General features: G+C 57.7%; 20 protein-coding genes. 8 read left to right on the plus strand and 12 right to left on the minus strand.

The genetic code is table 11. The features are described 5' to 3' along the window. Positions 1-91: 91 nt before the first annotated feature. Positions 92-1,207 carry a glycosyltransferase family 9 protein gene (locus AC6I79_RS00585; RefSeq protein WP_159377249.1) on the plus strand — a complete coding sequence of 372 codons (1,116 nt, stop codon included), beginning with the start codon at positions 92-94 and terminating at the stop codon, positions 1,205-1,207. A 51-nt stretch (positions 1,208-1,258) separates the two neighbouring features. Here the strand turns inward: AC6I79_RS00585 and AC6I79_RS00590 are convergent, their stop codons facing one another. Next, entirely contained in the window at positions 1,259-2,032 is a 774-nt protein-coding gene (locus AC6I79_RS00590) for a DeoR/GlpR family DNA-binding transcription regulator (protein WP_159377248.1), read from the minus strand. A gap of 174 nt (positions 2,033-2,206) precedes the next feature. Between AC6I79_RS00590 and AC6I79_RS00595 the strand changes: the two genes are divergently transcribed. Next, positions 2,207-3,547 carry an aspartate aminotransferase family protein gene (locus AC6I79_RS00595; RefSeq protein ID WP_132466968.1) on the plus strand — a complete coding sequence of 447 codons (1,341 nt, stop codon included), beginning with the start codon at positions 2,207-2,209 and terminating at the stop codon, positions 3,545-3,547. Between the two features lie 92 nt (positions 3,548-3,639). Here AC6I79_RS00595 and alsE read toward each other — a convergent pair whose 3' ends face one another. The 4 genes from alsE to AC6I79_RS00615 are packed head-to-tail and all read right to left on the minus strand — an operon-like array spanning position 3,640 to position 6,394. Then, positions 3,640-4,320 carry a D-allulose 6-phosphate 3-epimerase gene (gene alsE / locus AC6I79_RS00600; protein WP_021506849.1) on the minus strand — a complete coding sequence of 227 codons (681 nt, stop codon included), beginning with the start codon at positions 4,318-4,320 and terminating at the stop codon, positions 3,640-3,642. A 49-nt stretch (positions 4,321-4,369) separates the two neighbouring features. Beyond that, positions 4,370-5,632: a PTS ascorbate transporter subunit IIC gene (gene ulaA, locus AC6I79_RS00605; RefSeq protein ID WP_058758148.1), complete on the minus strand. Its 1,263-nt coding sequence runs from the start codon at positions 5,630-5,632 to the stop codon at positions 4,370-4,372. Positions 5,633-5,667: 35 nt separating this feature from the next. Then, positions 5,668-5,934 carry a PTS sugar transporter subunit IIB gene (locus AC6I79_RS00610; protein ID WP_021313417.1) on the minus strand — a complete coding sequence of 89 codons (267 nt, stop codon included), beginning with the start codon at positions 5,932-5,934 and terminating at the stop codon, positions 5,668-5,670. Positions 5,935-5,953: 19 nt separating this feature from the next. Then, complete coding sequence (locus AC6I79_RS00615) at positions 5,954-6,394, minus strand: PTS sugar transporter subunit IIA (RefSeq protein ID WP_021506847.1); 441 nt, start codon at positions 6,392-6,394, stop codon at positions 5,954-5,956. 312 nt (positions 6,395-6,706) lie between these two features. Here AC6I79_RS00615 and AC6I79_RS00620 point away from each other — a divergent pair, with 312 nt between their 5' ends. The 3 genes from AC6I79_RS00620 (at position 6,707) to AC6I79_RS00630 (ending at position 9,648) form a co-directional block, all read left to right on the plus strand. After that, positions 6,707-7,732, plus strand: coding sequence for a LacI family DNA-binding transcriptional regulator (locus AC6I79_RS00620; protein WP_021506846.1), 1,026 nt, complete (start codon positions 6,707-6,709; stop codon positions 7,730-7,732). 158 nt (positions 7,733-7,890) lie between these two features. Next, the gene (gene sodA / locus AC6I79_RS00625) at positions 7,891-8,508 is read left to right on the plus strand and encodes a superoxide dismutase [Mn] (RefSeq protein WP_021506845.1); all 618 of its coding nucleotides are present in this window, start codon (positions 7,891-7,893) and stop codon (positions 8,506-8,508) included. A 177-nt stretch (positions 8,509-8,685) separates the two neighbouring features. After that, complete coding sequence (locus AC6I79_RS00630; RefSeq protein ID WP_498027515.1) at positions 8,686-9,648, plus strand: VirK/YbjX family protein; 963 nt, start codon at positions 8,686-8,688, stop codon at positions 9,646-9,648. Positions 9,649-9,654: 6 nt separating this feature from the next. Here the strand turns inward: AC6I79_RS00630 and AC6I79_RS00635 are convergent, their stop codons facing one another. The 6 genes from AC6I79_RS00635 to priA all read right to left on the minus strand — a co-directional run bounded on the left by AC6I79_RS00635 (position 9,655) and on the right by priA (position 16,640). Next, positions 9,655-10,017 (minus strand): YibL family ribosome-associated protein, encoded by a 363-nt coding sequence (locus tag AC6I79_RS00635; RefSeq protein ID WP_021506843.1) that lies wholly within the window; start codon positions 10,015-10,017, stop codon positions 9,655-9,657. 148 nt (positions 10,018-10,165) lie between these two features. Further along, on the minus strand, positions 10,166-11,500 hold the full coding sequence (gene hslU / locus AC6I79_RS00640) for an ATP-dependent protease ATPase subunit HslU (protein WP_021506842.1): 1,335 nt from the start codon (positions 11,498-11,500) through the stop codon (positions 10,166-10,168). An 11-nt stretch (positions 11,501-11,511) separates the two neighbouring features. Continuing rightward, on the minus strand, positions 11,512-12,042 hold the full coding sequence (gene hslV / locus AC6I79_RS00645) for an ATP-dependent protease subunit HslV (RefSeq protein WP_125310719.1): 531 nt from the start codon (positions 12,040-12,042) through the stop codon (positions 11,512-11,514). A gap of 142 nt (positions 12,043-12,184) precedes the next feature. Beyond that, complete coding sequence (ftsN, locus tag AC6I79_RS00650) at positions 12,185-13,084, minus strand: cell division protein FtsN (RefSeq protein ID WP_072208558.1); 900 nt, start codon at positions 13,082-13,084, stop codon at positions 12,185-12,187. 153 nt (positions 13,085-13,237) lie between these two features. Beyond that, positions 13,238-14,275, minus strand: a complete 1,038-nt coding sequence (cytR, locus tag AC6I79_RS00655; protein WP_021506839.1) for a DNA-binding transcriptional regulator CytR — start codon at positions 14,273-14,275, stop codon at positions 13,238-13,240. A gap of 166 nt (positions 14,276-14,441) precedes the next feature. Then, on the minus strand, positions 14,442-16,640 hold the full coding sequence (gene priA, locus AC6I79_RS00660) for a primosomal protein N' (protein WP_058770775.1): 2,199 nt from the start codon (positions 16,638-16,640) through the stop codon (positions 14,442-14,444). A gap of 276 nt (positions 16,641-16,916) precedes the next feature. Between priA and rpmE the strand changes: the two genes are divergently transcribed. After that, on the plus strand, positions 16,917-17,132 hold the full coding sequence (rpmE, locus tag AC6I79_RS00665; RefSeq protein ID WP_021506837.1) for a 50S ribosomal protein L31: 216 nt from the start codon (positions 16,917-16,919) through the stop codon (positions 17,130-17,132). A gap of 77 nt (positions 17,133-17,209) precedes the next feature. Here the strand turns inward: rpmE and metJ are convergent, their stop codons facing one another. Further along, on the minus strand, positions 17,210-17,527 hold the full coding sequence (metJ, locus tag AC6I79_RS00670) for a met regulon transcriptional regulator MetJ (protein WP_007885403.1): 318 nt from the start codon (positions 17,525-17,527) through the stop codon (positions 17,210-17,212). 279 nt (positions 17,528-17,806) lie between these two features. Between metJ and metB the strand changes: the two genes are divergently transcribed. Together metB and AC6I79_RS00680 are read left to right on the plus strand one after the other, a co-directional pair. Further along, a complete protein-coding gene (gene metB / locus AC6I79_RS00675) occupies positions 17,807-18,967 on the plus strand; it encodes a cystathionine gamma-synthase (protein ID WP_021506836.1) in 1,161 nt (386 codons plus the stop codon). A 2-nt stretch (positions 18,968-18,969) separates the two neighbouring features. After that, positions 18,970-21,402: a bifunctional aspartate kinase/homoserine dehydrogenase II gene (locus AC6I79_RS00680; protein WP_021506835.1), complete on the plus strand. Its 2,433-nt coding sequence runs from the start codon at positions 18,970-18,972 to the stop codon at positions 21,400-21,402. The last annotated feature ends 165 nt before the right edge of the window (positions 21,403-21,567 follow it).

A 21,567-nucleotide genomic window follows, 5' to 3' on the forward strand; every position in this document is an offset into this window, starting at 1 on the left:
GCAATAGTTTTTAATGTGACATTCTTTTCGATAGGAATGAAGAAGTTGATGCGCTATCATTAACGTCTCAATCAATAATAATATATTCATTATGGCTTTAATTAAAAAGCTGCGGCAGCTGAATCGCAGGCGTAATTATTTAAAGAAAGAGATTAAATATTCTCTTGATCTTTATTTTGCAGCAAGGAAATGGAAAAAGACTTCAAGCCACAAACAGAATAGACAGGATATCAAATCCATTCTGCTGGTTCGCAATGAAGGTAAAATCGGCGATGCCATCGTTTCTACGTGTTTTCTCAGAGCGCTGTTTGAAGCCGGGTATCGTGTAGATATTCTGGCGGTAAAGGAGAATGAGAGCCTTTTCCGGCATAACCCGTATATTCACAACATCTATCTCTCGGAGAGTTTCAGCGATTGTCATCAGCGCGATAAATATGACACCGCCATCGGGAGTGAGGTCGTTACCCTCCTGAGAGACAATGCTTACGATTTATTGATCGATACGGCTATCTGGCAAACCGCGCTGTATATGCCCAAAATGATTGCCGATATCAATCCTAAAATGACGCTGGGTTTCAACAAGCCTGGCTGGCTTAAACCCTACGATATCAACATTCAGTTCGATCACCTTAATAACCACGTTAAAAATATCTATCGTGCGGTTCTTGACTATCTTCAGGTTGAGACGGTTGATGGGCTGAATTATGAAATATTTTATCCTGAGCGAATTGATGCCGAAATTCACCAGTCCGGCATGTTTTCCGCTGATGAGCACAATATTTTAATCAATATTTATGCCAGTCATGCCGATCGTGACCTCTCTGAGCAGCAGCTGAATGAGCTAATCGGGGCGATTGTCAGGCACAATGCGGCCACCAATATCGTGGTGCTCGATCACAAAGGCGCGCTGGAACAGGCGTCGCTGCACCCCGCGAAGTTATACCGCGTTCCCTCGCTGTATCACGCTTTCGCTGCGGTTAAGCAAAGTGATTGCGTGATTACTCCCGATACCGCCGTGGTGCATATCTCGGCGGCTTATAACAAAGCCCTGGTTGGCATCTATCAGGACTCATTGAAAAATAATCAGCTGTGGTCGCCTGGCTACAGTAACGGCCATCAGATATTTTCCGATGAGTTTGTTTTTAAAAATGACGGACGGCTGGTTGAGAAAATAAGCCAAAAAATCCACACGCTGGTTCAGCCATAATCGATGAGGTCACTGTGCCGTCAGTACGGTGACCGTGCATCGGGCAGTTCCTTACACCACCTGCACCGCTAACGCCTGCTGCAGAGCGCTGAGCGCACCGGGCTTTGCCGCGCCGCCGTCGCAAATCAACAGATCGATATCGCCGACAGGGGCGTACTGGGTACGGCTGATCACGCCGAGTTTGCTGTGATCCGCCAGCAGCAGGGTGCGGCTGGCCTGCTGTACCATGGCGTGCGCGATGGCGGCTTCATGCGGATGGAAACTGCTGGCGCCGTTTCGGGCGTCGATGCCGACCGGTGACAGCAGCGCCACGTCGGCGCGATATCGATAAATTTCCCCCACCGTCATTTCTCCCCGCGTCTGCTGCGCGCCGGCCATCATCATGCCGCCCAGCAGCAGCACCTGGTTATTCAGGGTTTCATGCTCTTCGGCCGCGGTGAGCGCCAGTGCCGCCTGCAGACTGTTGGTGATGATGGTCAGGCCGGACATGGTGCGCAGCTCTTCTGCCAGCAGCGTGGTGGTGGTGCCGGCATCGAGGAACAGCGTCTGGCCGGGCTGCAGATGTTGTACCGCCGCGGCGGCAATCGCGCGTTTCTCTCTGGCCTGTGCGTTACGGCGCACCTGCAGCGGTGGCTCCGGCGGGCTCTCCAGCGCCACCAGACCGCCATGTACGCGGCGCGCCAGCCCCTGCGCCTCAAGCGAAATGATATCGCGCCGTGCCGTTTCCCGCGAAATACCCAGCTCTTTAATGATGCGTTCAGTGCTGAGCTGATATTGCGTGCTCAGCAGCGCGCGGATGCGATGTAAACGGGTTTCCTGCAGCATGACGTTTCCCTGTGGCAGAGCGAAGCTGGGCCTAAGCTTACCTGAGTGTCATCGTGGCGTCATGTGTATTTGGTTGTATTTGTGTATTTGGTTGCATTTTTCACTAAAGCAGGCATGATGTTCGCAGAGATCAGGCTGCAAACACCCCCTTTCACCTTCGCAACGGGAGTTACCATGGTTACACGTTCCACCATCATGGATACCAACAGTTTTCGCGCCGAACACGCCGACGCGCTGGATCCGGCCACCCGCACTCTGACGGACAAGCGCAGCAAAGTGCTGGGCGAATCGTATCGTCTGTTTTATCGCAAGCCGGTGCATCTGGTGCGCGGCGAAGGGCAGTATTTGTGGGATGCGGCGGGTAATAAATATCTGGATGTGTATAACAATGTGGCGAGCATCGGCCACTGCCATCCGGCGGTCATTGAGGCGGTGAGTCAGCAGATGAAGATGCTGAACACGCACACGCGTTATCTGCACGAGCGCATTCTTGACTACAGCGAAGCGTTGCTGGCGACCACGCCGGAAGCCATCGATCGCGCCATGTATATGTGTACCGGCTCAGAAGCCAACGATTTGGCGATACGCGTGGCGCGCGCCTGGAGCGGTGGCACCGGTATTATTGTCTCGCAGGAGGCGTACCACGGTACCAGTGATTTGACCTCTGGCGCGTCACCGGCGCTGGGTAGCGGTCAGCCGCTGGCCGCGACCACCCGCCTGGTGCCACCACCGGATGCTTATCGTGTCGATGCGCCTGACCTCGGGGCATGGTTCGCCGACCAGATTCAGCAGCAGATTGATGACATGAAAGCGCACGGCATTAAATTCGCCGGTTTCCTCGCCGACTCGATCTTCTCCTCCGACGGCGTGCTGCCTAATCCGCGCGGATTCCTGCAGCAAGCGGTGGATGTGGTGCATGCTAACGGCGGCATTTTTATCGCTGATGAAGTGCAGCCCGGCTTTGCCCGCACCGGCGATGCCTTCTGGGGCTTTGCCCGTCACGGCGTGGTGCCGGATGTGGTCACCACCGGTAAGCCGATGGGCAACGGTATTCCGGTTTCCGGCCTGCTGGCGAAAAGCGACGTGCTGGCCGCGTTCAGCGACGAGATCCCTTATTTCAATACTTTCGGCGGCAATCCGGTGGCGATGGCCGCTGCGCAGGCGGTGCTGACGGTGATTCAGGAAGAGGGGCTGCAGGAGCATAGCCGCGTGGTCGGCGCACAGCTGCTGGCGGAGCTGCAGAAGCTGATGGACCGCCATGACTGCATTGGTGATGTGCGCGGTGCCGGGCTGTTTATCGGGTTTGAGCTGGTGCAGGATCGCAGCAGTAAGACGCCGGACAAAGCGCTGGCGCTGGACTTGATCGAGAAGCTGCGCGATCACCATGTGCTGACGTCGGTGGCCGGGCCGTACGGCAACGTGCTGAAACTGCGTCCGCCGCTGGCGTTCCAGAGCGGTGATATCGACTGGCTGGTGGGAGCACTGGATAAGTCGCTGACCGAGCTGGGGCGTTAATTACTCAGATATCAGGTCGCCATGAATGGCAACCCGACAGCATAATGTGCCAGATGCGCGTTGATGCGCATCTGGCAGGGCGCGAAAGGACATCACGCCGCGGCAGTTTCCTGCGCAAAAATCTGCTCCATCTTCTGCCACGCCTGCGCCACATCATCGTCGAGATTGAACAGGCCGGAGGTGCCGACAATAAACACGTCGACGCCCGAGGCGGCAATCTGCTTAAAGGTGCGCGCATTGCACGACCCATCGATTTCGGTCAGATAGTGATAACCGTGCGTTTCCCGCATGGCGATCAGCTGGCGAATTTTGTTCAGCGTTTCCGGAATAAATTTCTGCCCGGCGAAGCCGGGATCGACCGACATCACCGTCACTTTATCCAGCAGATGCGCATATTCACGAATGCTGTCGGCTGGCGTAGCCGGATTCAGCACCACGCCGCAGCGACGGCCAGCCTCTTTAATTTGCGTCAGCAGGCGAAAAATTTTGTTATTCGCCGTCTCCGGATGGAAACTGATAATATCCGCACCGGCATCAATGCACATCGGAATAATATCTTCCGGGTGGTTCACCATTAAATGCACATCAATCGGCACATCGGTAATTTTACGCAGGTTCTCAATAAAGAACGGCGACAGCGTAATATTCTTAACATAGCTGCCATCCATAATATCGACATGATAGAACGAGGCGCTGGCGTTCATCGCTTCGATCTGCTCGCGGAAGCGGGTCAAATCCATGCACATCAGGGACGGTGAAAAGCGGGCGTTCATGCTGATTTCCTCATTACGCAAACAGCGCCCGCAGGCGCTGTCTGTGACATCAATGGAAGAACGAAATAATATGGCCGAGCACAATGCCGACGATACCGAAGTCCGCATCACCAAAGGTGGTGGACGCGAAGCCAAGGTCACCCATCAGCGGCAGCAGAATGGCGGGCAGGAAGGAGATCAGCAGCCCCTGGACAAAGGAACCGATGATGGCACCGCGCCGTCCGCCGGTGATGTTGCCGTAGACGCCAGCGGTCGCGCCGCAGAAGAAGTGCGGCACCAGGCCCGGCACAATCACGCTCAGACCGAACAGCGGGCATAGGAACATGCTGATCAGACCGGCGGCGAAGCTGCACAGGAAGCCGATGATCACGGCGTTCGGTGCGAACGGGAAGACCGTCGGGCAATCCAGCGCTGGTTTTGCGTTCGGCACCAGTTTATCGGCGATGCCTTTGAACGCCGGGACGATCTCGGCAATCACCATGCGTACACCGGCAAGAATGATGTAAACACCCGCAGCAAAGGTGATTGACTGGATAATGGCAAAGACGATGAAGTTCTGGCCGCCGCTCACCTGGCTTTCGGTAAACTCTTTACCGGCGACCAGTACCAGCGCGACAAACAGAATCATCATGGTCAGCGAAATCGCCACGGACGAGTCGCGCAGGAAGTTGAGGGTTTTGGGTACTTTCAGCTCTTCAATTGACGGGCTGCCTTTGCCCACCGCTTTGCCGACCAGCGCCGACAGCAGGTAGCCGGTGGAGCCAAAGTGGCCCAGCGCCAGGTCGTCCGAGTTGGTGATTTTGCGGGTGAACGGCTGCAGAATCGCCGGACATACCACCATCATGGTGCCGAGAATCAGCGAGCCGATCAGCACCAGCCAGAAGCCGTGCACGCCGCCCACCGACAGGATCACCGCCAGCATGGCCGACATATACAGCGTATGGTGCCCGGTCAGGAAGATGTATTTCAGCGGCGTGATGCGCGCCAGCACAATATTCACCAGCATACCGAACACCATGATCATCGCGGTTTCGGTACCGTAGTTTTTCTGTGCCAGCGCGGCCATTGCATCAGTATTCGGCACTACGCCCTGAATATTGAACGAGTGCTCGAATAGCTGGCTGAAGATGGTCAGGGTGGCCGCAATTAAGTTGGCCCCGGCGATAAGAATAACAAAACCCATGATGGTTTTTAGCGTACCGGAAATCACATCGGATACCGGTTTCTTTTGCAGTAATAAACCAATCAGGGAAAAAAGGCCGACAAGTATAGCGGGTGTTCCAAGAACATCCTTAATTATAAACTGCAGCATAAATTACTCCGTGTGAGTAAATTTCGTCGGGTCAATTACAGGTTGTCGGCGAGAATTTCTTTGATTCTGGCGTTATCCAGTAAATTGCTCAGGCCAAATACCTGTGCGCTGTGGCTCGACAGCTGGTCAGCGATATCTTTAGCGCTGATGATAATATCGGCCTGCTCAGATTTGGCAGAGGTTAAATCGGTATGACCCACTTCAGCCTCTTTACCCAGCTCCTTAATAATTTTCTTCACGTTCATTTCCACAATGAAGCTGCTGCCTAAACCGTTTCCACACACAATCAGTACTTTTTTCATTTTCAGGTTTCTCTGGTGATTAATCTTTAATGACAGCTTCAATCGCTGGCAGGGTCGATGCCGACAGCAACTGCTGCAGGCGGGATTCGTCGCTGAACACCTCAGCCAGCGCGGTGATCATCTGAATATGATCGTCGCCAGACAGGGCGCACAGCATAATAACGACAAACACCGGGTCGTTTTCATCGGCGGCAAAATTCACACCTTGTTTTACGTGCAGCAGCGACAGGCCGTTTTTGCGCGCACCCTGTTCCGGACGCGCATGCGGCATCGCCAGACCCGGCGCCAGCACATAATAGGGCCCCAGCTCAGCGTGCGACGTAAAGATCGCATCCAGATAAGCCGGGGTAATTGCCCCCTCCGCCAGCAGCGGCTCGGCCGATAAACGCACCGCTTCCTGCCAGTCGCTAACGTCGTCTATTACCCGGATATGTTGCGGTGTCAGCCATTGAGTGAGCATCAGTAATTCCTGTTTATTCGTCGATGCGGTGCACTGTAGGTGATTTTATCGCCTGGGTTCTGTGATGTTGCTCGCAAAAGTTAGCGCTAACACGAATGATGTTAAAAAGTGTGTTAGCGATAACATTTTTGCGCGCGCGGTTTGTCACGCTGAGGCCGGGGTGACATGCTCAGGCCAGCGAAAATTACGCAGCCAATGAGACATGCCCGATTCTGTGGTTTTTAACATGGCACCAATTTGCTTTTGGTTTTAAGCTGCGTGCGGATAAATCGAGCGCTACCCGGAACCAGCAGGGTAGAGACAGGAGAACGCATGACAGAAAAACGACGGCGCAGTACCGGCAAAAGCACGCTGGCCGATGTTGCCCGTTTGGTCGGTGTCAGCGCCATGACGGCGTCGCGCGCTTTGCGTATGCCGGAGAAAGTGTCGCCCGAAATTCGCGCAAGGATCGACGCGGCCGTCGCGGAACTGGCCTATGTGCCCAACGTGCAGGCGCGTAACCTGGCGTCAGCCTCGTCGCGGCTGATCACCATGGTGGTACCCTCATTTGCGACGCCGGGCAGCGCGATTGTGTCAGAGGCGCTGCAGGAGGTGCTGCGGCCGCAGGGCTATAACATGATGCTGGCCGAAGCCAATCATTCGGCGGCGGAGGAGAGCGAGCTGATCGAGATGCTGCTCTCTTACAACCCGGCCGCGATGGTGCACTTCAATTTCGACAATGCCGCCGAAGCGCAGCGCCTGCTGAGTAACTCCGGCCTGCCGGTGATGGACATCGGCGGCGTGCATCAGGATTCTGCCGGCATCAGCATCGGCGTGGACTATGCGAAAGCCATTCGCCAGCTGGTAAACAGCCTGGTGGAGCGCGGCTATCGCCATCCCGGCCTGCTGTGCACACAAACGCACAGCACTATTTTCCGTCAGCTGCTCAATGGCTGGCACAGCGGGATGCTGGCGCTGAATCTGGCACCGCACCGCGTAGTGACCTCACCGAAAATGCCCACCTTTGCCGCCGGCCACAGCCTGCTGGCAGAGATCCGTCTCACCTGGCCGGAACTGGACGTCCTGATCTGTACCAGCGATGAAGTGGCGTGCGGTGCCATCATGGCCTGTCACGCAGCCGGCGTCTCGGTGCCCAGCCAGCTGGCAATAGCCAGCATCGGCGGTGGCCCGCTGGCGGCGGTATGTTCGCCGCCGCTGACCAGCATTGTGCTGCCGTACGAGGAGATGGGGCGCATGGCCGGTAAACGCCTGCTGGCGGCGCTCAACGGCGACGAGCCGCCTGCCATCAATGAGCTGCCGGTGCAGCTTAAGCTGCGCGCCAGTACGCATAAGGTGTAGCCGTGTGTGCGCACCTTTTGCCAGATTGATCAAATCCTTATCATTACTAAGGCATTGATAACCCTTTTCCGGATCATGATTTTAACTATAATGATCCGACTGCTTATGCGGCACACCAGCAAGGTTGTGCTGCCAAACACTAAATGGAGAGGAAGAACATGAGTTATTCACTGCCATCCCTGCCGTACGCCTACGACGCACTGGAACCGCACTTCGACAAGCAGACGATGGAAATCCATCACACTAAACATCACCAGACCTACGTTAACAACGCCAACGCGGCGCTGGAAGGTACCGAATTCGCAAACCTGCCGGTTGATGAACTGATCACCAAACTGGATCAGCTGCCAGCAGACAAAAAAGGCCCACTGCGTAACAACGCTGGCGGCCACGCTAACCACAGCCTGTTCTGGAAAGGCCTGAAAACCGGCACCACGCTGCAGGGCGACCTGAAAGCAGCAATCGAAAAAGATTTCGGTAGCGTTGAGAAATTCCAGGAAGAGTTCGAGAAAGCGGCTGCGACCCGTTTTGGCTCTGGCTGGGCGTGGCTGGTGAAAAAAGGCGATAAACTGGCGGTCGTTTCAACCGCTAACCAGGACAACCCGTTGATGGGCGAAGCCATCGCTGGCGTGTCTGGTTTCCCAATCATCGGTCTGGATGTGTGGGAGCACGCTTACTATCTGAAGTATCAGAACAAGCGCCCTGACTACATCAAAGCGTTCTGGAACGTGGTGAACTGGGACGAAGCAGCGGCACGTTTCGCCTCGGCAAAATAAGTTCTGGCTTACGCTATGTGAATAACCGGTGCCTGCGTGCACCGGTTTTTTTATCGCCATCCTAAACCGCAGCTCAACAAACATCACGTCATGACCAGGCTAAAGTGGTTATTAACGCGCCGTTGATATTTTGGGGCATACAGTAGCCTTCAGTTATCTCGCGACGTAAAAATAATCATGTCTATTATTACACATTCTGAGCCGGACTCCGTTTCGTCGGCTGCGCTGTTTATACCTTTAGTCAGTGGAAAGCTGCGGCCAAATAAGCTGTGGAATAGCCAGCAATTTCGCCTGAAATTTGCCTTAAGGTCAGCGGTATTTCCACTTACCACCTTTAATTATCTCCATCAGCTGGCCAGACTCTCTTTTCTGCCGCAGCTGTTAAACAGCCAGGGCTTACTGCCGGCTAAGCCGCATCGTCCCTATTTGCGCGCCGGTTTCAGCGTGGCGCAGCGTGCGCAGGCGATTCTCGATCATTATCAATTGATGGACAGGCTGGCGAATAATCAGCTGCGCCAGTTGCTGCTGAGCCCGACCGGTAATCTCCTTGCCCGTTTCGACGGCAAAAACGAGGAGCAGTTTGCGCTTTATTGCTGCTCCGGCCATTACGACCGGGAAGGGGAAATTACGCTGCTGCTTAATTATCAGGATATGACGCTGGCCTCGCTGTCATTCTCTATTATTCAGGAACAGCAGCAGCGCACGCTATTAATTGGGGGCTTGCAGGGGCCGCGGAAACATATTTCCAGTGACGTTATTCGCGATGCCACCAAAGCCGCACACGGCGTATTTCCCAAGCGTCTGCTGATGGAAGCGGTATTTATTCTGGCGGCACAGTGCGGCGTACAGGCCATTACCGCGGTTGGCGATACCACCCATGTTTTCCGCAGTCTGCGCTACCGTCACAGCAAAGGTGATAAATTCTTTGCCAGCTATAGCGAGTTCTGGCTGTCACTGGGCGGGGAAATGCGTGGTGATGAGCTGTTTACGCTGCCGCTGAGCATGGCACGTAAAGATCTGGAAGAGATTGCCAGCAAGAAGCGCGCGGAGTATCGCCGCCGCTATGCCTTGCTGGATACGCTGGCGCAGCAGGTGCTGCAGGCTGCCGGGGCAGAACGCGACGTGGCCCACGCCGCGTAACGGCAATCAGAACGGCTGCTTCGCGTAGCCGGTCATCACCTTCAGCCCCATCTCGCGTCCCAGCGCGGTCATCGGGTGTACCACCACCAGGCCGCGCACGCTTTTCTTCAGCGCGCCCATGTTTGCCTGCTCTTTTTTGGTGATTTCACGGCTGAACGGCAGCTTTTTCAGCTGCTGGGCTTCTTTGCTCAGCTTCTCTTCGCGCACGTTGCGCAGACGCTCAATCTCCTGCACCAGCGTCTCTTTCTCTTTCAGCAGCGCGCCAAGCTTTTCGGCATCGCCCGCTTCCAGCAGCTGCGGTTCTTTGCGATTCAGCGCGTCCAGCTGGTCGCTGAGACGTTTAATCTCGGCTTTTTCTTGTTCTTTCATTGGGAAAACTCATTAAGGAAAACAGGCAAAGGATACATCAAATCCGCCCGCTTTTGCAGCGCAGCGACAACAGAGGCAATGGGATAATCGGGTGCAGCTGGCGGGCGGGCAAAAAAATACCCAGCGCAAGGCTGGGTATTGACTGGAATTACAGAATGAAGCGGCTGAGATCTTCGTCGGCCACCAGTTCATCCAGATGCTGACCAACGTATTCGGCATCGATGGTGATCGATTCGCCGTGGCGATCGCTGGCGTCGTAGGAGATATCTTCCATCAGACGCTCCAGCACGGTGTGCAGACGACGTGCACCGATGTTCTCGGTGGTTTCGTTCACCTGCCACGCCGCTTCGGCGATGCGACGGATGCCGTCTTCAGTGAATTCAACGTTAACGCCTTCGGTGCCCATCAGCGCTTTGTACTGTACGGTCACGGACGCGTTCGGCTCGGTCAGGATGCGTTCGAAATCATTGACCGTCAGCGCCTGCAGCTCAACGCGAATCGGCAGACGACCCTGCAGCTCCGGAATCAGATCCGACGGGCTGGCCACCTGGAACGCACCGGAGGCGATAAACAGGATATGGTCGGTTTTAACCATGCCGTGTTTAGTGGACACGGTGCAGCCTTCCACCAGCGGCAGCAGATCGCGCTGTACGCCTTCACGTGACACATCCGGGCCCGACGACTGGCCGCCGCGCTTACAGATTTTGTCGATTTCGTCGATGAACACGATACCGTGCTGTTCAACCGCGTCGATGGCGTCCTGCTTCAGCTCTTCCGGATTCACCAGCTTGGCCGCTTCTTCTTCAATCAGCAGCTTCATCGCATCTTTGATTTTCAGCTTACGCGGTTTCTGCTTCTGGCCGCCGAGGTTCTGGAACATCGACTGCAGCTGGCTGGTCATCTCTTCCATGCCCGGAGGCGCCATGATTTCAACGCCCATCGGTGCAGCAGCCAGATCGATCTCAATCTCTTTGTCATCCAGCTGGCCTTCGCGCAGCTTTTTGCGGAACGACTGGCGCGCAGCGGACGGCTCAGCGCTCTGCTCCGGCTGGCCCCAGTTGTTTTTCGCTGGCGGGATCAGCACATCCAGAATGCGATCTTCTGCCATCTCTTCAGCGCGGTATTTGTTTTTCTCGATCGCCTGGCTGCGCACCATCTTGATGGCGGAGTCCGTCAGATCGCGAATAATCGAATCCACTTCTTTCCCGACATAGCCCACTTCGGTGAATTTAGTGGCTTCAACTTTGATGAATGGCGCATTGGCCAGCTTCGCCAGACGGCGGGCGATTTCGGTTTTACCGACGCCGGTTGGGCCGATCATCAGGATGTTTTTTGGGGTCACTTCATGGCGCAGCTCTTCGTCAAGCTGCATGCGGCGCCAGCGGTTACGCAGCGCAATGGCGACCGCTTTTTTGGCGCCGTCCTGGCCGATGATGAAGCGGTTAAGCTCGCTGACAATCTCGCGTGGAGTCATCTCAGACATGGTTTTGGTCCTTACGCCTTAGACGGTAATTCTTCGAAGTTAATGTTGTGGTTGGTGTAGATGCAGATATCACCGGCGATATTCAGCGCTTTGGCTACGATATCGTGCGCACCCATCTCCGTGTTCTCCAGCAGCGCGCGGGCGGCTGCCTGGGCGTAAGGCCCGCCGGAACCGATGGCAATCAGGTCATTTTCCGGCTGAATCACGTCACCGTTACCGCTGATGATCAGCGAGGAGTTCTCATCGGCAACCGCCAGCAGCGCTTCAAGGCGGCGCAGCATCCGGTCAGTACGCCAGTCTTTCGCCAGTTCGACCGCGGCTTTCACCAGATGGCCCTGATGCATCTCCAGTTTGCGTTCGAACAGTTCAAACAGGGTAAAGGCATCTGCGGTGCCGCCAGCAAAGCCCGCGATCACTTTGTCGTTGTAAAGACGACGCACCTTTTTAACATTGCCTTTCATTACGGTATTGCCGAGCGTCGCCTGGCCATCACCGCCGATCACGACCCGGCCGTTGCGTCGTACACTTACTATTGTTGTCACGGGCAGACCCCTTGTTGCAGTGGAAAAAAGACACCGCGCAGCGGGCGCGGCGTATCATGCAACCAGATATGGGGTAATCCTGTGGGGTTTCAACCCCCGGCAATATCTGATGCTGCAAATTGCCGGGGGCGAGCAGGGAGGGTTAAGGCAGGGCGAGCGGGATACAGCTGCTGTGGCCGGAGCTGTGCAGGCGCTTCACGGTGCTGTCTGCGCTGCTGCGGTCTTTAAACGGCCCAATCACCACGCGATTCCAGCCGCCGCCAGTCGTGATGCGGCTTTCGAAACCTTCAAACGCCAGACCGGCGCGTACCGATTCCGCCTGATCGGTGCCTTTAAACGAGCCACACTGCACCATCCAGCGCTGGGTGCTCGCTTTCTCTTCCGTTTTGGCTTTGGCGCTCTCCTGCGGCTTCGCCGGCTCGCGAGTGATCGGCGCGGCCTGTTGCTGCTGCTGGCGTGCCGCCTGCTGCTGCAATTCCTGCTGGCGCTGCTGCTGCAACTGTTGCTGACGCTGCTGCTGTAACTGCTGTTGCTGACGCTGCAACTGCTGTTGTTGCTGTTGTGCCTGCTGCTGACGCTGCAGCGTTTGCTGGCGCTGAGCCGGGGTTTGTTCGTTCCACGGCACTTCATTCAGCTGGGTCGGCTGCTGGCGCATATCGGCCTGCATCTGCTCCAGCAGCTGACGCTGTTCGTCGGTCAGCTGGGTTTGCGACTTGATTTCGCCACCGGCAGACGGCTCGGTGGGCGACGGCACGGTCACCTGACGATTTTCCAGCTCTTTGATGTACTTCCAGCGCTCTTCCGGCTTCGGCGGCAGGCCATTACCGTTGGCTTTATGATTCGGAATCACCGGTGTTTCTTCTTTTTTGTGATGCGAGATGAACCATAAACCACCGGCAAAGGTCACCAGCACTGCCACGGCCAGTACTATCATCAGCTTTGAAGTGCCGGAGCCGCCTTTGCTTTTCTTGCTGCGGCCTGCGGGTTTTTTGCGACGCGTCCCTGTTGAACGCCCGCGGCCTACGTAATCTCTCTGTGCCACTTTCGTTCTGATACCCTTCAAAAAAATGCCACTGGGCGTGTAAATGGGGTGTTAATTTTGCCCGGCAAGGAATGCGTCATGTTACTCAAGGGCTGGAACTTTGACCAGCACAGTCTGCCTTCAGAATCTGCTGAAAATGCAGGGTTCCCGCATTCATTTTTCGCGTTTTGCTGCCGGTGCGGTACTGCCGCGGACGCGGAGTTCGGCGTCGAGCAGGCGTGAACCGTTATTGACCCGTTTGCCCTGCAGCTCATCCAGCAGCAGCAGCATCGCTTCGCGGCCAATGGCAAAACGCGGCTGTGCCACGGTGGTCAGGGGCGGATCGTAGTATTGCGCCAGCTCGATATCATCGAAGCCGACCACCGACAGATCCTGCGGAATACGCATTCCCAGCTTACGCGCCTGGTTCATCGCGCCCAGCGCCATCAGATCGCTATGGCAGAACAGGGCTTTCGGCGGCTGCGGCAGGCTCATCAGCTGCTTCAGCGCGCTGGCACCGGCTTCAAAGGTAAAGTCGCCGTGCACAATCAGCGTGGGATCGATGGCGATATTGCTGCGGCGCAGCGCCTGGATGTAGCCCTGCAACCGATACTGGCTGAGCGGGATATGTTCCGGTCCGGTGATGCAGGCGATCTGCCGATGGCCCAGCTGTAACAGGTGATTCACCGCTTCAAAGGCCGCGGTCAGGTTATCGATATGCACCGTGGGCAGCGCCATCTCCGGCGCGAACTCGTTGCCCATTACCATGGGCGGCAGATTGCGCTGATCTTCAATACCGGCGTCAAACGGCAGCTGCGAACCCAGCAGTACCATGCCGTCAATCTGGCGCGTCAGCATCAGGTTAAGGAAGGTTTTCTCCTGCTGATCCTGATGCGCGCAGTCACCAATCAGCACCAGATAGCCTTCCTGCGCGGCGGTCACTTCCACGCCGCGGATAATCTCGCTGAAGAAAGGGTCACAGATGTCCGGCACAATCACCAGAATGGTTTGCGTGTCGCCGCGTTTGGCGTTGCGCGCCAGACCGTGCGGCGCATAGCCGACGGCCTGCACCGCCTGTTCCACTTTCTGCCGGGTCGCGGCGGAGACTTTTTCCGGATTCATCAGCGCGCGCGAAACCGTGGCGGTGGAGACGCCAGCCTGCTCGGCCACATCTTTCATGGTGGCTGCCGATGAGGGTTGCTTCTGATCCAACGTTAACTCCTGACGCGGTACAGCGCATAGATATTCACACATAGCCGGCCCAGAGCCGGGACGGGCACTATTGTTAACCCAACGCCGTGTGAGGTTGTTACTTAATTTGCATAAAAATTGTGACTTGTGCGACTTTTTTCGATCTGGCTCGCAGATGTGGCGCGGCTTAACTCTCGGTGGGGTCGATATCCAGCGTCCATTTGACTTTGCGCGCGGCGGGCAGGGTGGTGACCAGCGGCAATGAACTGCTCAGCAACTGCTGCAGCCGCTTACGCGACGGATGCTGTAGCAGCAGTTGCCAGCGCCAGCGTCCGCTGCGCTTCGGTGCCAGCGCCGGCACCGGCCCCATCAGCCACATCGCCTCATCTTTGAGCGGGCTGGCTTCCAGCAGGTTACGTAGCTGCGTAAGGAACTCCGCCGCCTGCGCGTTATCCAGATCTTCAGCGCGAAACAGTGCGTGGCTGGTCCACGGTGGCAGCTGCACTGACTGACGCTCCAGCAGCGTCTGATCGGCAAACGCAAAATAGCCGCGATGCAGCAGCGTTTGCAGCAGTGGATGTTCCGGATGGTGCGTCTGTAGTAGCACTTCGCCCTGCTTACCGGCGCGGCCGGCGCGCCCTGCGACCTGCGTATAGAGCTGGGCAAAGCGCTCGGCGGCACGGAAATCCGCAGAAAACAGCGCGCCATCGACATCCAGCAGCGATACCAGCGTCACGTCCGGGAAGTGATGGCCTTTGGCCAGCATCTGCGTGCCGACCAGAATGCGCGCTCCGCCGCGATGCACATCGGCCAGATGCTGCTCCAGCGCGCCTTTGCGGCTGGTGGTGTCGCGATCGATGCGCGACACCGGTACGCCAGGAAACAGCGTGCTGAGCTGCTGCTCCAGCTGTTCCGTGCCCACGCCGACCGGCAGCAGATGGGTGGAACCGCAGCCCGGACACTGATGCGGCAGCGGACGCTGGCTGTCGCAGTGGTGACAGCGCAACTGACGATGCTGCTGATGCAGCGTGTAATAACTGTCGCAACGCTGGCACTCCGCCAGCCAGCCGCAGTCGTGGCACATCAGCGCCGGCGAAAAGCCGCGGCGATTGAGAAACAGCAGAACCTGATTATCCGCCTGCAGGTGCTGGCGCATCTTGCCCAGCAGCGCCGGCGCAAGACCGCCTTTCAGCTGCTGTCCCTTGAGATCGATTAGCTGCTGCAGCGCCGGTTTGGCGTTACCGGCGCGTTTGGTCAGGTTGAGCTGGCGATATTTGCCGACACGCACGTTGTGCAGCGTCTCCAGCGCCGGCGTCGCCGATCCCATCACAATCGGCACATCTTCTTCGTGAGCACGGAATACCGCCAGATCGCGCGCCTGGTAGCGCCAGCCTTCCTGCTGTTTGTAGGAGCTGTCGTGTTCTTCATCAATGATGATCACGCCCGGCCGCGCCAGCGGTGTGAACAGCGCGGATCGTGTGCCGATGACGATGGCGGTCTCGCCGCTGCGCGCGCGCAGCCATACCGCCAGACGCTCGCTGTCATTGAGCGCCGAGTGCAGCACATCAATCGGCGCATCGAAGCGTTCACGGAAACGGGCGATAGTTTGCGGCGTCAGGCCAATTTCCGGCACCAGCACCAGCGCCTGTTTACCGCGCGCCAGCACATTCTCCAGCACGCTGAGATAGACCTCGGTTTTACCCGATCCGGTAATGCCTGCCAGCAGCCACGCGGCGTAATGTTCGTCCTCGCTGCGAATGGCGCCCACCGCCATCGCCTGATCGGTATTCAGCCGCAGCCGTTCACCTTTCACCGCGAAACTGGTGCGCCAGTCGTGCTGCTGTGGCGCATGTTCGCGCAGGTCGCACAGCCCTTTGGCACGCAGCGCCTGCAGCGCGGCATCGGTAAAATCCTGCTCGCCGATCTGATGCCGATACAGCGGCCGCTGACGCAACGCCGCCAGCGCCTGCTGCTGTTTCGGCGCGCGCTTCAGGCTTTCCAGCGCCACTTCGCGCCCGGCTTCGTTCACCACCCACTGCCACAGCGGCGCTTCCTGGGCCGGCTTGCCCTGACGCAGCAGCACCGGCAGCGCATGGCTGAGCACTTCGCCGAGCGGAGAGTGATAGTAGCCGGCGGCCCAGTTGAGGATGCGCCACAGCGCGGGTGAGAACAGCGAGCGGTCGTCGAGCAACGCATCAATCTGCTTCAGCTGGGCAAGGGGGAGATCGCTGGTGGCGCGCGTGCTAACCACGATGCCCGTCATTTTCCGGTTGCCGAACGGTACGCTCACGCGCGCGCCGGCCACCGGCTGCGGCGCATCGGCGGGCAGCAGGTAGTCAAACAGGCGAGGCAGCGGAACGGGCAGGGCAACCTGAACAACGGGCATGTCGATCTCTATCCGGTTCTGTAAAAAGGAGAAGTAGTGTACACGCTGGCGTCACCCCCGTCATACTTCAGCGCGCGGCGGCGCTGGCTGCAGGCGTTTCCCCGGCATGGCAGAGCACGGCGCATTGCGCGGATTTGATCAATGCGCTCATTTTCTGTATACTATGCCGCCTTTGATGAGATGACTCGTCAAAGATACACCATTTATTAACCGCGTGTGGTGCTGTGCAGGTTCGCCTGGCACGGAGAGCGACACGGCCTTTTATGAGGTTCTCCCATGAAACAAGGTATTCACCCGAAATACGAAGCTGTGACCATCACCTGCTCTTGCGGCAACGTGATCAACACCCGTTCAACCATGACTGGTACCCTGAACCTGGACGTGTGCGGCAAATGCCACCCGTTCTACACCGGTAAGCAGCGTGTTGTTGACTCTGGTGGTCGTGTTGATCGCTTCAACAAGCGTTTCAGCATCCCAGGCAGCAAGAAATAAGATTATTTGCCGGCGAATCTTCACGATTCGGTTGCAAGAAAAAACCCAGCCTCGGCTGGGTTTTTTTATTTCTGGCCTCAGTATTCCCAGCTGTCGGGATCGATGCCCATCTCACGCATAATCTGTTTTGCTTCTTCCGGAATCTCGTCGCTGCGCTCTTTACGCAGATCAACATCATTCGGCAGCGGTTGCCCGGTGAAGGCATGCAAAAAGGCTTCGCACAGCAGTTCGCTGTTGGTGGCGTGACGCAGATTGTTCACCTGACGGCGGGTACGCTCATCCGTTAAAATCTTCAGCACTTTCAGCGGGATAGAAACTGTAATCTTCTTAACCTGCTCGCTCTTCTTACCGTGTTCAGCGTAAGGGCTGATATATTCGCCGTTCCATTCAGCCATGGGTTACCTTAATCAATAAAAAGTTGAATATGGGGAAATCCGTTGATTATGCCCGATTTTTCGATGCCTGACCGCTTAAACTGCCGGTTTTATGCTTACACATCGCGTTTCACAGGAAAGCGCGCTGAACACCAGGCGATGACGCGTAATTTTAGCGGGTATTGCGGCTTTGCTCAATCTATACGCAAAGACATTTAGATGTCCAGATGTATTGACGTCCAGTTGCGGAATGTTATTCTGTTGCCACTTTTTTATTACACTTCAGGAACAGTAAGCACCATGACGCGTAAACAGGCAACCATCGCAGTACGCAGCGGTTTGAATGATGACGAGCAATATGGCTGCGTTGTCCCACCGATTCACCTCTCCAGCACCTATAACTTCCTCGATTTCAACGAGCCGCGCGCGCATGACTATTCACGCCGTGGTAACCCGACGCGCGATGTGGTCCAGCGCGCGCTGGCTGAGCTGGAAGGGGGTGCGGGCGCGGTGCTGACCAACACCGGGATGTCGGCGATTCATCTGGTGACGACGGTGTTCCTGAAGCCAGGCGATCTGCTGGTGGCGCCGCACGACTGCTACGGCGGCAGCTATCGTCTGTTTGACAGCCTGAGCAAGCGCGGCGCTTACCGCGTGAAGTTTGTCGATCAGGGCGATGAAGCGGCACTGGCGGCGGCGCTGGCGGAAAAACCAAAGCTGGTGCTGGTCGAAAGCCCGAGCAATCCGCTGCTGCGCGTGGTGGACATTGCGGCCATCTGCGCCGCCGCGCGTGCTGCCGGTGCGGTGAGCGTCGTGGACAACACCTTCCTCAGCCCGGCGCTGCAGAACCCGCTGGCGCTGGGTGCCGATCTGGTGATCCACTCCTGCACCAAATATCTCAATGGTCACTCGGACGTGGTGGCCGGTGCGGTCATCGCTAAAGATCCGGCGCTGGTCACGGAACTCGCCTGGTGGGCGAATAACATTGGCGTCACCGGCGCGGCGTTTGACAGCTATCTGCTGCTGCGCGGCCTGCGCACGCTGGCACCGCGCATGGCGGCGGCGCAGCGTAACGCCCTGGCGATTGTTGATTACCTGAAGCAACAACCGCTGGTGAAAAAGCTGTATCATCCGTCTCTGCCAGAGAACGCCGGCCACCAGTTTGCCGCGCGTCAGCAGCGCGGTTTTGGCGCCATGCTCAGTTTTGAACTCGACGCCGATGAGGCGCGGCTGCGCCGCTTCCTGAAGGCGCTGCAGCTGTTTACGCTGGCGGAGTCGCTGGGCGGCGTGGAAAGTCTGATTTCGCACACCGCCACCATGACGCACGCCGGCATGTCGGCGGACGCGCGTGCCGCAGCGGGCATTTCCGACTCGCTGCTGCGTATTTCTGTCGGAATTGAAGATCACGAAGATTTAATCGCCGACCTGGATAATGCATTCAGGATCGCAGCCGAGGGGTAACCATGACGATTTCAGCAGGCGCGGGAACGCCGATCAAGCAGTTGCATAAATTTGGTGGCAGTAGCCTGGCCGACGCGCGCTGTTATCAGCGCGTCGCCGGTATCATGGCCGATTACAGCCAGCCGGGCGACTTAATGGTGGTCTCTGCCGCAGGCAGCACCACTAACCAGCTGATCAGCTGGCTCAAACTGAGTCAGAGCGATCGCTTATCGGCCCATCAGGTGCAACAGGCGTTACGCCGTTTTCACAGCGAGCTGATCGCTGCACTGCTGCCTGCTGAATATGCAGAAACCCTGACCGCAGCCTTCATCCGCGATCTTGAACGCCTGGCGGCGCTGCTCGACGGCGCCATCACCGATGCGGTGTACGCCGAAGTGGTCGGCCACGGCGAAATCTGGTCGGCGCGCCTGATGGCGGCGGTGCTCAGCCAGCGCGATATCGAAGCGGCGTGGCTGGATGCGCGCGACTTCCTGCGTGCCGAACGTGCGGCGCAGCCGCAGGTAGATGAAGGCAAATCCTGGCCGCTGCTGCAGGCGCTGCTGGCGCAGCATCCGCATAAGCGTCTGGTGGTGACGGGCTTTATCAGCCGCAGCGAAGCGGGCGAAACCGTGCTGCTCGGCCGTAACGGCTCTGACTACTCGGCAACGCAGATTGGCGCGCTGGCGGGCGTGAACCGCGTCACCATCTGGAGCGACGTGGCTGGCGTTTACAGCGCGGACCCGCGCAAGGTTTCCGATGCCTGCCTGCTGCCGCTGCTGCGGCTGGATGAGGCCAGCGAGCTGGCCCGACTGGCGGCGCCGGTGCTGCACACGCGTACGCTGCAGCCGGTCTCCAATAGCGACATCGATTTACAGCTGCGCTGCAGCTATCAGCCGGAGCAGGGCTCAACGCGCATTGAGCGCGTGCTGGCGTCCGGCACCGGCGCGCGCATTGTCACCAGCCACGACGATGTCTGCCTGGTTGAGATTCAGATTCCCGATAGCCACGATTTTGCTACCCAGCAGAAAGAGATCGATCTGCTGCTGAAGCGCGCGCAGCTGCGTCCGCTGGCGATGGGTATCCATCCGGATCGTCGCCTGCTGCAGCTGTGTTACACCTCGGAAGTGGTCAACAGCGCCTTTAACCTGCTGCAGGACGCGGCGCTGCCCGGTCATCTGCAGCTGCGCGACGGTCTGGCGCTGGTGGCGCTGGTCGGTGCTGGCGTAACGCGTAATCCGCTGCACAGCCATCGCTTCTGGCAGCAGATCAAAGACCAGCCGGTCGAATTCGTCTGGCAGTCAGAAGATCACATCAGCCTGGTGGCGGTGCTGCGTGTCGGACCGACCCAGCACCTGATTCAGGGACTGCACCAGTCGCTGTTCCGCGCCGAGAAGCGCATCGGCCTGATTCTGTTCGGCAAAGGCAATATCGGCTCACGCTGGCTGGAGCTGTTCGCGCGCGAGCAGGAGACGCTGTCGGCTCGTACCGGGTTCGAGTTTGTGCTGGCGGGCGTGGCGGACAGTAGCCGCAGCCTGCTGAGCTATGACGGTCTCGACGCCAGTCGGGCGCTGGCCTTCTTTGATGATGAGGCCGAAGCGCGCGACGAAGAGTCGCTGTTCCTGTGGATGCGCGCACACCCGTTTGACGATCTGGTGGTGCTTGACGTCACCGCCAGTGATTCGCTGGCGCAGCAGTATCATGATTTTGCCAGCCACGGCTTCCACGTCATCAGCGCCAACAAAGTGGCCGGCGCTGCCAGCGGCCAGAGCTGGCGTCAGGTACGCGATGCCTTCGCCAAAACCGGTCGCCACTGGCTGTATAACGCGACCGTGGGTGCCGGATTGCCGGTCAATCACACGGTGCGCGACCTGCGCGAAAGCGGCGACAGCATTCTGGCGATCAGCGGTATCTTCTCCGGCACGCTGTCGTGGCTGTTCCTGCAGTTTGACGGCACGGTGCCGTTCAGCGAGCTGGTCGATCAGGCGTGGCAGCAGGGCTTAACCGAGCCCGACCCGCGCGTCGATCTCTCCGGTCAGGACGTGATGCGCAAACTGGTGATTCTGGCGCGCGAAGCCGGTTACGACATCGAACCGGATCAGGTGCGGGTTGAATCGCTAGTGCCGTCACAGTGCGAAGGCGAATCCATCGACCACTTCTTCGAAAACGCCGACGAGCTGAACGAGCAGATGCTGCAGCGCTTCGAAGCCGCACAGGAGATGGGGCTGGTGCTGCGCTACGTAGCGCGTTTCGATGCCAACGGTAAAGCGCGCGTCGGCGTGGAAGCGGTGCGTCCGGAGCATCCGCTGGCGGCGCTGCTGCCGTGCGATAACGTGTTTGCTATTGAAAGCCGCTGGTATCGCGACAATCCGCTGGTGATCCGCGGGCCGGGCGCCGGCCGGGATGTCACCGCCGGTGCGCTCCAGTCTGATATCAATCGTCTCGCCCAACTGCTGTAAACCTGCTGCGCAGACGGCGTCCGCTGTCTGCGTTTTTCCCTCTGCTTCCCCGTCAGGTGAATCCCTTTCACTTTGGTTGAATATTTGTCACGCCCGGCAAACAATTTTATGTTGACGCTAAGCTGAAGATCGTTCATTTTGTGCATCTGGACGTCTAAACGTATG

It is taken from the genome of gamma proteobacterium symbiont of Scutellera amethystina, assembly GCF_059730845.1.

What these genes read in the sequence shown, in the direction of transcription:
- AC6I79_RS00585 (WP_159377249.1), top strand. Translation starts at nt 92, where the DNA reads ATGGCTTTAATTAAAAAGCTGCGGCAGCTGAATCGCAGGCGTAATTAT.
- AC6I79_RS00590 (WP_159377248.1), bottom strand. Translation starts at nt 2,032, where the DNA reads ATGCTGCAGGAAACCCGTTTACATCGCATCCGCGCGCTGCTGAGCACG.
- AC6I79_RS00595 (WP_132466968.1), top strand. Translation starts at nt 2,207, where the DNA reads ATGGTTACACGTTCCACCATCATGGATACCAACAGTTTTCGCGCCGAA.
- alsE (WP_021506849.1), bottom strand. Translation starts at nt 4,320, where the DNA reads ATGAACGCCCGCTTTTCACCGTCCCTGATGTGCATGGATTTGACCCGC.
- ulaA (WP_058758148.1), bottom strand. Translation starts at nt 5,632, where the DNA reads ATGCTGCAGTTTATAATTAAGGATGTTCTTGGAACACCCGCTATACTT.
- AC6I79_RS00610 (WP_021313417.1), bottom strand. Translation starts at nt 5,934, where the DNA reads ATGAAAAAAGTACTGATTGTGTGTGGAAACGGTTTAGGCAGCAGCTTC.
- AC6I79_RS00615 (WP_021506847.1), bottom strand. Translation starts at nt 6,394, where the DNA reads ATGCTCACTCAATGGCTGACACCGCAACATATCCGGGTAATAGACGAC.
- AC6I79_RS00620 (WP_021506846.1), top strand. Translation starts at nt 6,707, where the DNA reads ATGACAGAAAAACGACGGCGCAGTACCGGCAAAAGCACGCTGGCCGAT.
- sodA (WP_021506845.1), top strand. Translation starts at nt 7,891, where the DNA reads ATGAGTTATTCACTGCCATCCCTGCCGTACGCCTACGACGCACTGGAA.
- AC6I79_RS00630 (WP_498027515.1), top strand. Translation starts at nt 8,686, where the DNA reads ATGTCTATTATTACACATTCTGAGCCGGACTCCGTTTCGTCGGCTGCG.
- AC6I79_RS00635 (WP_021506843.1), bottom strand. Translation starts at nt 10,017, where the DNA reads ATGAAAGAACAAGAAAAAGCCGAGATTAAACGTCTCAGCGACCAGCTG.
- hslU (WP_021506842.1), bottom strand. Translation starts at nt 11,500, where the DNA reads ATGTCTGAGATGACTCCACGCGAGATTGTCAGCGAGCTTAACCGCTTC.
- priA (WP_058770775.1), bottom strand. Translation starts at nt 16,640, where the DNA reads ATGCCCGTTGTTCAGGTTGCCCTGCCCGTTCCGCTGCCTCGCCTGTTT.
- rpmE (WP_021506837.1), top strand. Translation starts at nt 16,917, where the DNA reads ATGAAACAAGGTATTCACCCGAAATACGAAGCTGTGACCATCACCTGC.
- metJ (WP_007885403.1), bottom strand. Translation starts at nt 17,527, where the DNA reads ATGGCTGAATGGAACGGCGAATATATCAGCCCTTACGCTGAACACGGT.
- metB (WP_021506836.1), top strand. Translation starts at nt 17,807, where the DNA reads ATGACGCGTAAACAGGCAACCATCGCAGTACGCAGCGGTTTGAATGAT.
- AC6I79_RS00680 (WP_021506835.1), top strand. Translation starts at nt 18,970, where the DNA reads ATGACGATTTCAGCAGGCGCGGGAACGCCGATCAAGCAGTTGCATAAA.